This window comes from Schumannella sp. 10F1B-5-1, assembly GCF_006517535.1.
Lineage (GTDB): Bacteria > Actinomycetota > Actinomycetes > Actinomycetales > Microbacteriaceae > Schumannella.
In genome coordinates this window covers 149,580-163,583 of record NZ_VHQH01000002.1, presented here as the reverse complement: position 1 = coordinate 163,583, position 14,004 = coordinate 149,580, and the positions used below count along the sequence as shown (strand labels likewise).

Here is a 14,004-nt window from a genome sequence, read left to right as displayed (position 1 = left end):
AGCAAACCGTTTTGAAGGTCCTCGGCGCTGCGGCGCCGGGGACCTTCTGCGTGTCAGCCGCCCGCCGCCGACTCCGACATCTGTCGACGATCTCTCGACTCCGACACGCCGATGGCCGCGGTTCCGGGCCGAAATAATTTGTTCGGAGTCTTCCCTTATTCTGCAAGGGCAGAAGCGGCCTCCGCCGATCTCACCCCCCTCTGACCCCCTTTCGGGGGGCATCCGGTCATTGCTAGGTTCCCGGGTCATCTCGAATCGAGACCTCTCGACGCGAGAACAGACCGTGTGTCCACGATGGAAGGGGAGTCCATGCTGACGGCACGAACGACACGGAAGAACCACGGGTCCGCGACGAGATGGAGAGCGGGGGGAGTCGCCGCGCTGGCGGCCACCGCCGTGCTCACGCTCAGCGTCGCCCCCGCGGTCGCGCAGGCCGCACCGAGCGGCAGCGCGAGCGGCAGCGTCGCGAAGAGCGCCACCACCGCATCCACCACCTCGGCGAGCGCCGCGAGCACCAGTGCCGCGGCCGCCGCCTCGGGCGACAAGGTCGTCGCCTACTTCACCGAGTGGGGCATCTACGGCCGCGACTACGACGTCAAGAAGATCGAGACGAGCGGATCGGCCGACCAGCTGAACCACATCCTCTACGCCTTCGGCAACGTCACGAACGGCCAGTGCACGATCGGCGACTCGTTCGCCGACTACGAGAAGGCCTTCACCGCCGACGAGAGCGTCGACGGCGTCGCCGACACCTGGGACCAGGAGCTGAAGGGCAACTTCAACCAGCTGCGCAAGCTCAAGGCCGCCCACCCCGACCTCAAGGTGCTGTGGTCGTTCGGCGGATGGTCGTGGTCGGGTGGCTTCGGCCAGGCCGCGCAGAACCCCGCCGCCTTCGCGTCCTCGTGCCACGACCTCGTCGAGGACCCGCGCTGGGCCGACGTGTTCGACGGCATCGACATCGACTGGGAGTACCCCAACGCCTGCGGTCTGAGCTGTGACACCAGTGGCCCGGATGCGTACAAGAACCTCATCGGCGCGCTGCGCAGCGAGTTCGGCAGCGACCTCGTCACGAGCGCGATCACGGCTGACGGCACCGCCGGCGGCAAGATCGAGGCCGCCGACTACGCGGGAGCCATCCAGGATCTCGACTGGATCGCGCCGATGACCTACGACTACTACGGCGCCTTCGCCGCGCAGGGTCCGACCGCGCCGCACTCGCCGCTCACCGGCTTCGACAGCGCGCCCACGCCCGGATTCGACTCCGACACGGCGATCCAGAAGCTCAAGAGCCTCGGCATCCCGAGCGAGAAGATCCTGCTCGGCCTCGGCATGTACGGCCGCGGCTGGAGCGGCGTGACGCAGGCCGAGCCCGGCGGCACCGCCACCGGCGCCGCGCCCGGAACCTACGAGCCCGGCATCGAGGACTACAAGGTGCTCAAGGACAAGTGCCCGGCCACCGGAACCGTCGGCGGCACCGCCTACGCGTTCTGCAACGGCGAGTGGTGGAGCTACGACACCCCCGAGACGATCGCGGGCAAGACGGCCTACCTGAACCAGCAGGGCCTCGGCGGCGCCTTCGTGTGGGAGCTGAGCGGCGACACCGCCGACGGCGAGCTCATCAAGGCCATCGGGAACGGGGTGCGCGCATGAACCCCCGTCGCCTCAGCCCTCGCGGTCCGCTCTCGGCCCTGAGCGGTCAGACCCTCTCGCGTCGCGGCTTCTTCGGAGCCACCGCGGTCGGCGCCCTCGGCGTCGTCGGCGGGCTCGGCCTCGCGGGCGGCAGCACGCTGCTGACCCCGACCCGGGCGCGCGCGGCCGGCAACCTGCCGATCACGATCGTGAACAACTCGGGCGCCTACGACAACGCGAATGTCTACATCCACGTCGTCGGAACGCTCATCACGACCGGCCAGCAGGGTCACGTCGACCAGAGCGGCACGTTCATCCCGGCCAGCCTGGGCGACAACAACCAGCCCGACGGCAGCGCCGTGTACGGCTTCCCGCTGAGCGACTGGGGCACGGTCTCGCTGCCCGAGCCGATCTCCGGCCGCATCTACATCTCGCTGGGTGCGCGTCTGCCGTTCAAGGTCGTGGGCACGGATGCCGGGCCCGGCATCGCGCATCCGGCCGGGTGGGTCGACAGCGATCCGTCGTTCGGCATCCTGTACGACTCGTTCGAGTTCACGCACCAGAACGGCGCGATGTACTGCAACTCGACGCAGGTCGACATGTTCAGCGTGCCGATCGGCATCCACCTGCAGGGCGTCAACGACCAGCGCGTCGGCTTCATCAAGTCGGGGGCGCGGGGTGCGTTCTTCGACAAGCTCCGCAACACGGAGGGGTTCTCGAACCTCGTCGTCGACGACCGCCGGGTCATCGCGCCCAGCCACGGCATCGGGGCCGGCCGCTTCAGCGCGACCTACTTCGACGGCTACATCGGCGAGAGCTGGGATCGCTACAGCTCGGCTGAGATGAGCGTGAACACGGGCACGGCGCAGTACCAGCTGCGCCGCGACGGGGATGCGCTGGTCGCCTACCAGAGCGGCGCCGAGCGGGTGCGCTTCGATCGTCCGTCGACCGCCGACGTGCTGTTCTGCAACGGCAACCTGGCGGCGCCGAACGACGGGCTCCGCGGTCCGATCGCCGCCATCCTGGGTGCCGCGCTGAACCGCAGCACGATGCGCGACTACACGAACCAGCCGACCACGGATGCGGCGCAGTTCTACCAGAACAGCGTCACCAACCACTACGCGGCGGCGACGCACGATGCGCACTCCGACGGGCGCGCCTACGGCTTCGCCTTCGACGACGTGTCGGCGTTCGCGTCGTACATCGAAGACGGCGCCGCGACCTCGGTCGAGCTCACGATCGAGCCGCTCTAGGCGGTCGCGGAGGTCGCGGCGCGGTTCATGCCGATGCCGCCGCCGCCGCATCCACCGCCTCGCGGAGGGTCGCCCGGTCCGACACGGCCGGGTGGCCCTCCGCCCTCAGACCCGGGCGGTCGCGCGAATACTCGGGTGCGCGACCGCCTGGACCATCTCGCGAGCTCGCGCGGCGGCCGCCCTCGCCCGCGTCGGCGGCTCGCGCTAGCGTGCGGACATGGTCTCGTTCGCCGACAAGCCGATCCTGGATGTGACCACGGTCGCCGAGTGGGAGGCCTGGCTCGAGCAGAACGTCGACGATCAGGACGGCGTGCGGGTGCGCATCCGCACCAAGGCCGCCGTCGACCCGGGCCTCACCTACGAGGAGGCGGTGCTCGTCGGCCTCTGCTTCGGCTGGATCGACGGCCAGAGCGGTCCGCACGACGAGCAGTTCCGGCTGCAGGCGTTCACCCCGCGCCGCAAGGCGAGCCCGTGGTCACAGGTCAACGTCGAGCGGGTCGCGCGGCTCATCGCCGAAGGGCGGATGCGCGACGCCGGTCACGCCGAGATCGAGCGCGCCAAGGCCGACGGCCGCTGGGATGCCGCCTACCGGCAGAAGGGCGCCGAACTGCCCGACGACCTCGCGGCGGCGATCGCCGCCAGCCCGGCGGCCGCCGAGTTCTTCGCGACGCTGACGAAGCAGAACCGCTTCGCCTTCATCTTCCGGCTGTCGACGGCGCGCAGCGCCGAGACCCGGGCGAAGCGCATCGCCGACTTCGTGGCGAAGCTCGAGCGGGGCGAGAGGTTCCACTGAGCTGAAGCGAGCTCAGTGCGGGCTGCCGTCGCCCTCGTCGTCGCGGCGCGAGTTGCCCTCGGCGTCGGTGTCGCGGAACGTCGCGAGCACGAGCATCGCGACCACGACGATCACGACGATGAAGCTGATGCCGGCCCAGATGAGCGCGGTCTCGATGTTGCGCGCGCCGCCCCAGACGATGATGCCGATGACGATCGCGATGATCGCGCTGAGTCCGAGCAGCTCGAGAGGGCGCCGACGATCGCGGCGGGAAGGGTCGGTCACGATGCGTCGGCTCCTCGCCCGATGGTCGCGGCGGCGGGGCGGGGCTCGCGCAGGGAGACCGCGGCGATGCCGTGCAGCACGGCCACGATGACACCCCAGGCGCCGAGCACGCCCACGACGATGATGGATGCGGTCAGCACGCCGGGCTGATCGCCCGCCCCCGGGAAGGGCTGGCGGAACCCGGCCGGGATCGCGAGCGCAATCACGCCGAGCACGAAGGTGAGAGCGCCGACGATGATCGCGTCGCGCACCCCGCCGACCGCGGCGGTGCGGGCGGGGTCGGAGCGGCGGCTGACCACGGCGCCGATGATCTCGAGCGCGCCGGCGACGACCGCCCAGAGTCCGACGAGGATGCCGAAGCCGGCTCCGGCGGCGGTCAGGGCGAGCACGAGGGCCACGATCCCGGCGATGCCGGTGACGAGCTGCACGCCGAGGAGCGCGCGACGCGCGGCGACGGGCTGGGCCGCAGCGACGTCCGGGCGGATCAGCACGAGCACGGCGACGATCGTCGCGACCAGGGCCCAGATGCCGAAGGCGACCGAGCCGAACGCGGTCGAGTGGCCGCCGGTGAAGGTGATCACGAGGCCGAGCACGAGGGCCGGCAGAGCGCGCACCGCGGGGACCAGCCAGAGCGGCGATCGCGCGATCGGCGTCTCACTCACCTGGCTGTCCTTCCCGGGAGCGCCGGACGACGCACACCGGTCGCCCAGTCTACGTCCGCGCGGCTGTGCGCTCGCCCGCGCGGGAGCCGACCGCCCTCGGCGCTCTCGTGACCGACGCACCTGAGCGACCGCCGCATCCTGCACCCCGTGTCGGGCGATGCCGCCAGGATGAGAGGCGCGCGGCACCGACCCCGCTCGCACCACGGCACCGCACCACGCACCGCCACGCACCGCACCACCGAAGGACCCCTGGATGCGCACCCTCGCCCGTCTGCAGACCGGCCGCGTCAGCTCGATCGTCGTGCTCGTCGCGGCTCTCGTCGTGCTGGGGACCCTGTTCGCGCTGCTGCCGAAGTCGTCGGGCGAGACCGCGCCGTCGATGTCGGCGCCGGACTCGGCGGAGTCGTCGCAGGTCGCCGCGCTGCTCGAGCAGTTTCCCGACGCCGACCAGTCGACGGCACTCGTGCTGTTCTCGCGCGGTGACGCTCCGGCGACCGACTCCGACACCAGCGGCAGCAGCTCGAGCCTGGCCCTGCGCCCGAAGCTCACCGACGCCGACATCGCGGCGATCGCGGGCCGAGCCACCGCCCTCGCCGAGGAGTCGAGCGCGCCGCAGGCCGTGCGTCCGCAGTTCAGCGACGACGACACGGTCGCCCTGCTCGTCGTGCCCGTCGACGGCGAGGCGACGACCGACGGCGTCGTCGAGCAGGCGGATGCGCTGCGCGAGCTGGCCCGCACCGACCTGCCCGACGGGCTGAAGGTGTGGCTCACGGGCCCCGTCGGCTTCCAGGCCGACACGGCGAACTCCTTCGCCGGAGCCGACCTGCGGCTGCTGCTCATCACGGCCGGGGTCGTCGCGCTGCTGCTGATCGTCACCTACCGCAGCCCGGTGCTCTGGCTCGTGCCGCTGACCGTCGTCGCGCTCGGCGACGGGCTCGCGCGCTTCGTCGTGTCGGCGGTCGCCGAGGCGGCGGACATCCCCGTGGATGCGTCGATCCTGGGCATCCTGTCGGTGCTCGTCTTCGGCGCGGGCACCAACTACGCCCTGCTGCTCATCGCCCGCTATCGCGAGGAGCTGCTGATCGAGCCCGACCCGCGGGCGGCGATGCGCACGACCGTCAGCGGCGCCGGACCGGCGATCCTCGCCTCGGGCAGCACGGTCGCGCTGAGCCTGCTGATGCTGCTGTTCGCGAGCCTCGCCGGCAACCGCGCGCTCGGCATCGCCTGCGCGATCGGCATCGCGATCGCGCTCGCCATGACGCTGCTCGTGCTGCCGGCCGCGCTGGTCGTGTGCCGGCGCGGACTGTTCTGGCCGTTCATCCCGCGGGTGGTCACGCCGACGCTCGGCGGCTCGGGGGAGACAGGCGGCTCTGGCGCGCCCGCCCGTCGCGCCGATGCCGGCCACACCGTCTGGGCCCGCATCGGCGGACTCGTGGCGCGACGCCCCGCCCGGGTCGGCGCCGTGGCGGTGCTGCTGGTCGCGTTCCTCGCCCTGGGGCTGCTCGGCTCGCGCATCGGCCTGAGCCAGACCGACAAGCTCATCGGCGACCCGGAGTCGGTGCGCGGCGAGCGGCTGCTGAGCCTCGCCTTCGACCAGGGCGGCGGCCAGGCGACGATCCTGGCGAAGGATGCGGTGGCCGACGACGCGGCCGAGCTCGCCTCGAGCGTCGACGGCGTGGCCTCCGCGCGCCCGGGCGAGAGCGCTGGGGGCTGGACCCGCATCGACGTCACCCTGGCCGGCGAACCGCAGAGCGACGAGGTCTTCACCGGCATCCGGGACCTGCGCGCGGCCTACGCCGATGCCGACGGCGCGCTGCACGACACGCTCGTCGGCGGGGTGGATGCGAACGCCCTCGATCAGGACGCGGCCGCGGCCGCCGATCGCGCCCTCCTGATCCCGCTCATCCTCGGGGTCGTGTTCGTCATCCTGCTGCTCCTGCTGCGCTCGCTCGTCGCGCCGATCCTGCTGATCCTCAGCGTCGTCGCGACCTTCCTGGCGAGCCTCGGCGCCGGCAACTGGCTGTTCCAGCACGTGCTCGGCTTCGCCGCCTTCGACACGAGCGTGGTGCTCTACTCGTTCCTGTTCCTGGTCGCGCTGGGCGTCGACTACAACATCTTCCTGTCGACGCGAGCGCGCGAAGAGCGCGCCCACCTGGGCGCCCGCGAGGGGATGCGCGAGGCGCTCACCCGCACGGGCGGCGTGATCACGAGCGCCGGCATCCTGCTCGCCGCGGTGTTCGTCGTGCTCGGCGTGCTGCCGGTCGTCGCGCTCGCGCAGATCGGCACGATCGTCTGCATCGGCGTGCTGCTCGACACCCTCGTGGTGCGCACCCTGCTCGTGCCGGCGCTCGCGTTCCTGCTCGGCGAGCGCTTCTGGTGGCCGAGCCGGCGTCACGCGCACCGCAGTGAGGCGGATTCGGCGCGCCCCGATGACGACAGCGGTCGTGACCTTTCGTCACCGCTAGGCTCGCCAGGCGCCTGATCCGCTCCTCCGCGGCGGATGCGCACGAGAGGATCCCCGTGACCGACACGAACCCCGCCGGCCCGAACCCCGCCCCGAACTCCGGTGCCCCAGGCCAGCCGTACGCTCAGCCCACCGCTCCGGTCGGCGGCCAGCCCGTCTACACCCCGGCCCCGAAGCCGAAGGGCGGCGTCGGCCGCAAGATCCTCGTCACGGTGCTGGTCGTGGTGGTGGGGGCCATCGTCGCCGCGGGCGTGCGCTTCGGGCTCAGCAACCTGTTCGCGCCCTCGCCCGAGAAGATCGTCTCCGAGACCGTCGCCGAGCTGAAGAAGCAGACCGACTTCCCGCAGACCGTCGACTCGGCGACGACGCTGAACGACGTCACCGCCGAGGGCGACACGATCCACTATCAGTACACGGTCGCGGGCGTCGACCCCTCGGCGGTGACCCAGGATGCGCTCGAGCAGTCGGTCGGGCCGCAGCTCTGCCGCCAGAACGCCACCAAGAAGCTGCTGGATGCCGACGTGCGCATGAAGTACTCCTACGAGGTCGAGGGCGGCGAGCCGGTGTCGTTCACCGTCACCTCGGACGACTGCTGAGGCGCGATCGCGACATCAGCTGACCGCGCACCGGGCGCGGCACGGCATGGCGTCGAGGGCCGGACGGGATCTCCCGTCCGGCCCTCGGCTGCTCCCGGGGGAGTAGTCGCCGGCATCCAGCGGCCTCCGCGGGGCCGACGCGCGGGCGGCCCGACGCGAGGAGCATCGAGGTCACCGGAGCCGCGCATCCCCTGCGACAGCACCACCGGAACCAGCGCCGCGGCGCCGGACGCCCGGTCTCCGCATCCACTCATCGAAGGAGATCGTCGTGACCGCAGTGACCTCGTCCCAGCCCCGTTCCGCTCGCCCGCGCGTCTCGACCGGCACCGCCGTGCTGATCGGCGCTCTCTCGGTGCTCGCCGCGATGGCCGCCTCGGCCATCGTCGCCGGCATCGCCGTCGCCCTCGGTGCCGACCCGTCGTTCGGACCGCTGCTGCCGCCCGTGTTCCTCGCCTTCTCGGCCGCCGGCACGATCGCCGGCCTCCTCGGCTGGGTGCTGATCGCCCGCCGCGCCGCGCACCCGGGACGCCTGCTGCGCGTGCTGGTGCCGGTGCTCGTGGTGCTGAGCCTCGTACCGGATGTGGCGCTCCTCATCCTCGGATTCATCCCCGGCTCGTCGCCCACCGCCGTCGTCGCGCTGATGCTGATGCACCCGATCGCCGCCGTCTCGGCCGTGATCGGCGGGCGCCGCATCGCGCCCGTGCGCTGACGCCTCTCCGCTGAGCCCGCACGCGACAGCCCCCCGCGCCTCAGCCCCCGACGCAACTCAGCACGGACGCTCCTCCCCGGCCCGATCGGGCCAGCCGGTCGCATCCGTGCTGAGTTGCGTTCGTGCTGGGCTGCGGTCGTGACGGGATGCGCGACTACGCCGCCGCGAGCATCCGCAGCGTGTCGACGACGCGGTTCGAGAAGCCCCACTCGTTGTCGTACCAGGCGACGACCTTCACGTGGCGTCCGCCGTCGACGCGGGTGAGCTGCGAATCGAAGATGCTCGACTCGGTGCGCCCGGTGATATCGCTCGACACGATCGGCTCGGCGGTGAAGGCAAGGATGCCGGCGAGGGCTCCGTCGGCGGCCGCGGAGTAGGCGGCGTTCACCTCGTCGACGGTGACGTCGCGGGCGACGACCGTGTTGAGCTCGACGATCGAGCCGACCGGAACCGGCACGCGGATCGAGTCGCCCGACAGCTTGCCGTCGAGCTGCGGCAGCACGAGCCCGATCGCCTTCGCGGCGCCGGTCGAGGTCGGCACGATGTTGACGCCGGCCGCGCGCGCACGGCGCAGGTCGCGGTGCGGGCCGTCTTGCAGGTTCTGCTCCTGCGTGTAGGCGTGCACGGTCGTCATGAAGCCGTGCTCGATGCCGGCGAGGTCGTCGAGCACCTTGGCCAGCGGGGCGAGCGCGTTCGTCGTGCAGCTCGCGTTCGAGACGATCGTGTGAGCCGCCGCGTCGAAGACGTCGCTGTTGACGCCATAGGCGATGGTCGCATCCGCCCCGGTCGCCGGCGCGCTGACAAGCACGCGACGCGCTCCGGCCGCGAGGTGCTGGGCGGCGGCCTCGCGCTCGGTGAAGCGGCCGGTCGACTCCAGCACGATCTCGACGCCGAGCTCGGCCCAGGGCAGCTGCGCGGGCTCGCGCTCGGCGAGCACCCGGATGCGGTGGCCGTCGATCACGAGCACGTCGCCATCCACCTCGACGGTGCCGGGGAAGGTGCCCGACGAGGAGTCGTAGCGGAACAGGTGCGCGAGCGTGGCCGGGGCCGTCAGGTCGTTGACGGCGACGACCTCGAGCTCGGTCGCGCCGCCGGTGCCGGTCGTGGTGCCGGTCGCGCCGCCCTGCGCGAGGAGGGCGCGGAGCGTGTTGCGTCCGATGCGTCCGAAGCCGTTGATGCCGATGCGGGTCATGGGGGAGTCCTTTCGTTTCCGCTCCCCACCTTCGCGACGTGGATGCCCGCCCACCCCTGTCGCGCACGACAACATCCGCAAGGATCCCGCCACGCGCCACCCCGTGCCGCCCGTTTCACCCAAGGGTGGCCACGAATGCACGCGACACGCCGCGCGCGGCGGACGTTTCTGGCCACCCGCGATCCTGTCCCGCGCGGGTGGCCAGGAATGCACGGGACACGCCGGGTCGAGCGTGCCTTCGTGGCCACCCTCGGATCCGGTGTCCGCCGACTCGCGTGTAGGTGCCCCAGCGCGCCGCCTGCCGTGGGAGGCGCCCCTCGCCGTCAGCTCTGGAACATGCGACGGTACGCCAGCGGCGAGACACCCAGAATGCGCTGGAAGTGCCAGCGCAGTCCGGAATCCGTGCCCAGCCCGACGCGCGCCGCGACCTGCCCGATCGGCAGGTCGGAGCTCTCGAGCAGCTCGCGCGCCGCATCCACCCGCGCCCGCAGCACCCACTGCATCGGGGTGTAGCCGGTGCCGTCGACGAACCGCCGCGAGAACGTGCGCGCGCTGACGGCCGCGTGCCGGGCGAGGTCGTCGAGGGTGAGCGGCTCATCGAGGTGGCGCAGCGCCCACTCGCGCGTCGCCGCGAAGCCGTCGGCGTCGCGCTCGGGCACGCTGCGCTCGATGTACTGCGCCTGCCCGCCGCTGCGATGCGGCGCGCTGACCAGCCGCCGCGCGACCCGGTTCGCGAGCGCGACTCCGTGGTCACGCCGCACCAGGTGCAGGCACAGGTCGATGCCGCTGGCCGCGCCGGCGCTGGTCAGCACCGAGCCCTCGTCGACGAACAGCACGTCCTCATCCACGTCGATGCCGGGATACCGCTCGCGCAGCACGGTCGTGTAGTGCCAGTGGGTCGTCGCCCGGCGCCCGTCGAGCAGCCCGGCCGCCGCGAGCGCGAAGGCGCCGGTCGAGATCGCGGCGATGCGCCGCCCCCGCTCGTGAGCGCGCCCGAGCGCCGCGACGATGTCCGCCGGAGGATCCGCGTCGGCCGGGCGCCGGTACCCAGGCACGAAGATCGTGTCTGCCCAGTCGAAGACCTCGAGCCCGTGCGCGACGGCGTAGTCGAGCCCGTCGCCGCCCGACACCGTGCCGGCGGCGCGACCGCAGACCCGCACCTCGTAGGGCATGCTCGTCCGGTTCGCGAACACCTGCGTCGGGATGCCGACATCCAGCGGCTTGGCCCCGTCGAGCACCAGCACGGCGACCCGGTGGATGCGCGCCTCGCCCATGCGCCGACGCTACCGCCGCGGACCTCCTGTCCCGTACGACCGCGAGCGCGAGTGCGACCTAGGCACTAGGCAGAGGCCTCGGACCGGACAACGCGATGTGAAAGCCTCGGGGGTTCAGGCAGAGCAGCGCATAGTCGACGCAGCCGGGTCCTGCGGACGGGCCAGCGGCGCCCCGCGCGCGCGAACTCGGCGTCGATCGCGGCCGCCCACGCGTTAGCGCGCCGACTCACATCCGATCCAGGCAACCAGGAGTCCTCGGCCTCGACCAGGCACTCCGTGGCGCGAGACCACCACGCCGCTACACCAGGATTGACCTCGGTGAGGAGCATCTGCACCTCCGGACGTTTGAGCGTTGTCCGGCCATAGATGACGCCTCGAAGCGCAGTGATCAGCAATCCGCTCTCGTACATGCGAACAGTGGCTCGGGCCCAGTGCCGCGCCGCCCAGAATGCCGCGTCGTCTTGCCGACGACGTTCCGCGACCCGCTCAAGTGTGAAGGCGAGGACTACTCCCACACCGGTCGCTGCAGCAGTGAGCAACTGGCCCAGCCAGAACATCGGGTCGCTGAATTCCACGATCGCAAACTAACGATGGCCGCAGACATCACGTCTCGCGCGTCGCGAACCGCGCTTTTGGGACCTACTCCGGCTGCATGTCGGCGAAGCGCGACATCGCACCCTGGAACGCGACCGTGACGGTGGCGGTGGGGCCGTTGCGGTGCTTCGCCACGATCAGGTCGGCCTCGCCGGGGCGCGAGCTCTCCTTGTCGTAGGCGCTCTCGCGGTGCAGCAGGATCACCATGTCGGCGTCCTGCTCGAGCGAGCCCGACTCGCGCAGGTCGGAGATGGCGGGCTTCTTGTCGGTGCGCTGCTCGGGACCACGGTTCAGCTGCGACAGCGCGATGACGGGCACGTGCAGCTCCTTGGCGAGCAGCTTGAGCGCTCGCGAGAACTCGCTGACCTCCTGCTGACGCGACTCGACCTTCTTGCCCGAGGTCATGAGCTGCAGGTAGTCGATGACGACGAGCTTGAGGTCGTTGCGCTGCTTGAGGCGGCGGCACTTCGAGCGGATCTCGACCAGCGTCATGTTCGGGCTGTCGTCGATGAACAAGGGCGCGTCGGCGATCTTCCCGCGCACGTGCGCGAGCTTCGTCCAGTCGTCCTGCCCGACGGTGCCCTTGCGCAGCTTCTGCAGGAAGATGTCCGACTCGGCCGACATGAGGCGCATGGCGATCTCGCTGCGCCCCATCTCGAGCGAGAAGAAGACCGTGGTCTGGCGGTGCTTGATCGCGGCCGCACGGGCGAAGTCGAGCGCGAGCGTCGACTTTCCGAGCGCGGGGCGGGCGGCGATCAGGATGAGCTGACCGCCGTGCAGGCCGTTGGTGAGCTCGTCGAGGTCGCGGAAGCCGGTGGGCACGCCGAGCATCTCGTCGCCGCGACCGCTCGCCTGCTCGATCTCCTCGGTGGCGGCGTCGATCGCGACATCGAGCGAGACGTAATCCTCGGCCTCGACGCCACCGGAGACGTTGTAGATCTCGGCCTGCGCGCTGTTGACGAGGTCGATGACCTCGCCCTCGCTCTGGTAGCCCATCTGCACGATGCGGGTGCCGGCCTCGACGAGGCGGCGCAGCACGGCCTTCTCGGCCACGATCTCGGCGTAGTAGCCGGCGTTGGCCGCGGTCGGCACGATGCCCGTGAGGGTGTGCAGGTAGTCGACGCCGCCGGCGCGGCTCAGGTCGCCGCTCTTGGTCAGCACGTCGGTGACCGCGATCACATCGGTGGGCTCACCATGCGAGTAGAGCGTGAGCACGGCGTCGAAGATGATCTCGTGCTTCGGCAGGTAGAAGTCGACGGCCCGCACGGTCTCGACGACGTCGGCCACCGCATCCTTGCTCAGCAGCATGCCGCCGATCGTCGACTGCTCGGCGAGCAGGTCGTGCGGCGGCGTGCGGTCGCCCTTCCACGACTCACGGCGCTCCTCATCGGGAGCGGCGAGACCGAGATGGGCGATCGACATGGGGGTACCTCCTGAGGGCAAGCTAGGCGCGACGTCCGACATGGATGCGGACCGCCACGCGCCCCGCACGGAATGCTCGGATCGCATCCGGAAGGCGACGCCGCATCACGATATGAGCGGCGCATCCCGCCTTCAACGCGGCCTGTGGATAACGCTGTGGGGAAAACGGCGGACACGCCGGGGTTCTTGTTGAAAGCCTGTGGATACATCTGGGGAGGGTCGCACGACTTCTCGCGGCAAACAGACCCTGAACTGGGCTTTCTTTCTTCACACCCTGTGTGGAAGAACATGTTTAGAGTCCGGGTTGAGGGTTGTCGGATTCTCCCCATCCGGTGTGGACAGCGCTCTTGACAAGCCGGCTTAAACACCAGTAGCGACGAACCCTCATCGGGTCCGTCGCTACTGACGAAGGGTGTTACTTGGCGGCCACCACGTCGAGCGTGATCGACGCGACGACCTCGGCGCGCAGGCGCACCGTGGCCTCGTGCTGACCGGTCGACTTGATCGCCGACGGGATCTCGACGGTGCGCTTGTCGATCGAGCCGATGCCGGCCTTCTCGACGGCGTCCGCGATGTCCTGCGTGGTCACCGAGCCGAACAGACGGCCCTCGCGGCCCGCGGCCTTGGCGGTCAGCGTGACCGGGGCGGCCTCGAGCTTCGCCTTGACGTGCTGGGCCTCCTCGAGCGTGGCGTGCTCGCGCGCAGCGCGGGCGGCCTTGATCGAGTCGACCTGCTTCTCGCCACCACGGGTCCACGCCACGGCGAAGCCCTGGGGGATCAGGTAGTTGCGGGCGTAGCCGTTCTTGACGTCGACGACGTCACCGGCGGAACCGAGGCCGGAGACCTCGGAGGTGAGGATGAGCTTCGACATATCGAATCCCCCTTAACGGCCCGAGCCGGCGTACGGAAGCAGGGCCATCTCACGCGCGTTCTTGACGGCGCGGGCGATGAGGGTCTGCTCCTGCACGGAGACACCGGTGATGCGGCGGGCGCGGATCTTTCCACGCTCGGAGATGAACTTGCGGAGCGTCGCGACATCCTTGTAGTCGATGACGCCGACGCGGACGGACTTCGCCGGAGCGGCGTTCTTGCCGCCCTTGCGGGGCTTGCGGCGGTCGCCGCTGCTCTTTCCAGCCATTGCTGTCTTCTTTC

14 protein-coding genes are annotated in these 14,004 nt (G+C 70.9%); 6 read left to right on the top strand and 8 right to left on the bottom strand.

Features of this window, described 5'->3' with window-relative positions; genetic code table 11:
• Positions 1 to 396 precede the first annotated feature (396 nt).
• The 3 genes from FJ658_RS02355 to FJ658_RS02345 all read left to right on the top strand — a co-directional run bounded on the left by FJ658_RS02355 (position 397) and on the right by FJ658_RS02345 (position 3,675).
• Positions 397 to 1,650, top strand: coding sequence for a glycoside hydrolase family 18 protein (locus FJ658_RS02355; protein WP_255447510.1), 1,254 nt, complete (start codon positions 397 to 399; stop codon positions 1,648 to 1,650).
• On the top strand, positions 1,647 to 2,882 hold the full coding sequence (locus FJ658_RS02350; protein ID WP_141143779.1) for a beta-1,3-glucanase family protein: 1,236 nt from the start codon (positions 1,647 to 1,649) through the stop codon (positions 2,880 to 2,882). Before FJ658_RS02355 ends, FJ658_RS02350 begins: the two co-directional genes overlap by 4 nt.
• A 217-nt stretch (positions 2,883 to 3,099) precedes the next feature.
• Positions 3,100 to 3,675 (top strand): YdeI family protein, encoded by a 576-nt coding sequence (locus tag FJ658_RS02345; protein ID WP_141143778.1) that lies wholly within the window; start codon positions 3,100 to 3,102, stop codon positions 3,673 to 3,675.
• 12 nt (positions 3,676 to 3,687) lie between these two features.
• Here the strand turns inward: FJ658_RS02345 and FJ658_RS02340 are convergent, their stop codons facing one another.
• A complete protein-coding gene (locus tag FJ658_RS02340; protein ID WP_181408295.1) occupies positions 3,688 to 3,939 on the bottom strand; it encodes a hypothetical protein in 252 nt (83 codons plus the stop codon).
• Positions 3,936 to 4,601, bottom strand: a complete 666-nt coding sequence (locus FJ658_RS02335; RefSeq protein WP_141143777.1) for a hypothetical protein — start codon at positions 4,599 to 4,601, stop codon at positions 3,936 to 3,938. Before FJ658_RS02335 ends, FJ658_RS02340 begins: the two co-directional genes overlap by 4 nt.
• Positions 4,602 to 4,854: 253 nt before the next feature.
• Here FJ658_RS02335 and FJ658_RS02330 point away from each other — a divergent pair, with 253 nt between their 5' ends.
• The 3 genes from FJ658_RS02330 to FJ658_RS02320 all read left to right on the top strand — a co-directional run bounded on the left by FJ658_RS02330 (position 4,855) and on the right by FJ658_RS02320 (position 8,370).
• Positions 4,855 to 7,083, top strand: coding sequence for an MMPL family transporter (locus FJ658_RS02330; RefSeq protein WP_141143776.1), 2,229 nt, complete (start codon positions 4,855 to 4,857; stop codon positions 7,081 to 7,083).
• Positions 7,084 to 7,121: 38 nt separating this feature from the next.
• The gene (locus tag FJ658_RS02325) at positions 7,122 to 7,661 is read left to right on the top strand and encodes a hypothetical protein (protein WP_141143775.1); all 540 of its coding nucleotides are present in this window, start codon (positions 7,122 to 7,124) and stop codon (positions 7,659 to 7,661) included.
• A gap of 268 nt (positions 7,662 to 7,929) precedes the next feature.
• Positions 7,930 to 8,370 (top strand): DUF6069 family protein, encoded by a 441-nt coding sequence (locus FJ658_RS02320; RefSeq protein WP_141143774.1) that lies wholly within the window; start codon positions 7,930 to 7,932, stop codon positions 8,368 to 8,370.
• Positions 8,371 to 8,524: 154 nt separating this feature from the next.
• Here the strand turns inward: FJ658_RS02320 and gap are convergent, their stop codons facing one another.
• The 6 genes from gap to rpsR form a co-directional block, all read right to left on the bottom strand.
• Positions 8,525 to 9,562 carry a type I glyceraldehyde-3-phosphate dehydrogenase gene (gap, locus tag FJ658_RS02315; protein ID WP_141143773.1) on the bottom strand — a complete coding sequence of 346 codons (1,038 nt, stop codon included), beginning with the start codon at positions 9,560 to 9,562 and terminating at the stop codon, positions 8,525 to 8,527.
• Positions 9,563 to 9,885: 323 nt separating this feature from the next.
• Complete coding sequence (locus tag FJ658_RS02310; RefSeq protein ID WP_141143772.1) at positions 9,886 to 10,836, bottom strand: GlxA family transcriptional regulator; 951 nt, start codon at positions 10,834 to 10,836, stop codon at positions 9,886 to 9,888.
• Between the two features lie 65 nt (positions 10,837 to 10,901).
• Positions 10,902 to 11,411: a hypothetical protein gene (locus FJ658_RS02305; RefSeq protein WP_141143771.1), complete on the bottom strand. Its 510-nt coding sequence runs from the start codon at positions 11,409 to 11,411 to the stop codon at positions 10,902 to 10,904.
• A 64-nt stretch (positions 11,412 to 11,475) separates the two neighbouring features.
• On the bottom strand, positions 11,476 to 12,852 hold the full coding sequence (gene dnaB / locus FJ658_RS02300; RefSeq protein ID WP_141143770.1) for a replicative DNA helicase: 1,377 nt from the start codon (positions 12,850 to 12,852) through the stop codon (positions 11,476 to 11,478).
• A 415-nt stretch (positions 12,853 to 13,267) separates the two neighbouring features.
• The gene (gene rplI / locus FJ658_RS02295; RefSeq protein WP_141143769.1) at positions 13,268 to 13,723 is read right to left on the bottom strand and encodes a 50S ribosomal protein L9; all 456 of its coding nucleotides are present in this window, start codon (positions 13,721 to 13,723) and stop codon (positions 13,268 to 13,270) included.
• Positions 13,724 to 13,735: 12 nt separating this feature from the next.
• On the bottom strand, positions 13,736 to 13,990 hold the full coding sequence (gene rpsR / locus FJ658_RS02290) for a 30S ribosomal protein S18 (protein WP_141143768.1): 255 nt from the start codon (positions 13,988 to 13,990) through the stop codon (positions 13,736 to 13,738).
• Positions 13,991 to 14,004 lie beyond the last annotated feature (14 nt).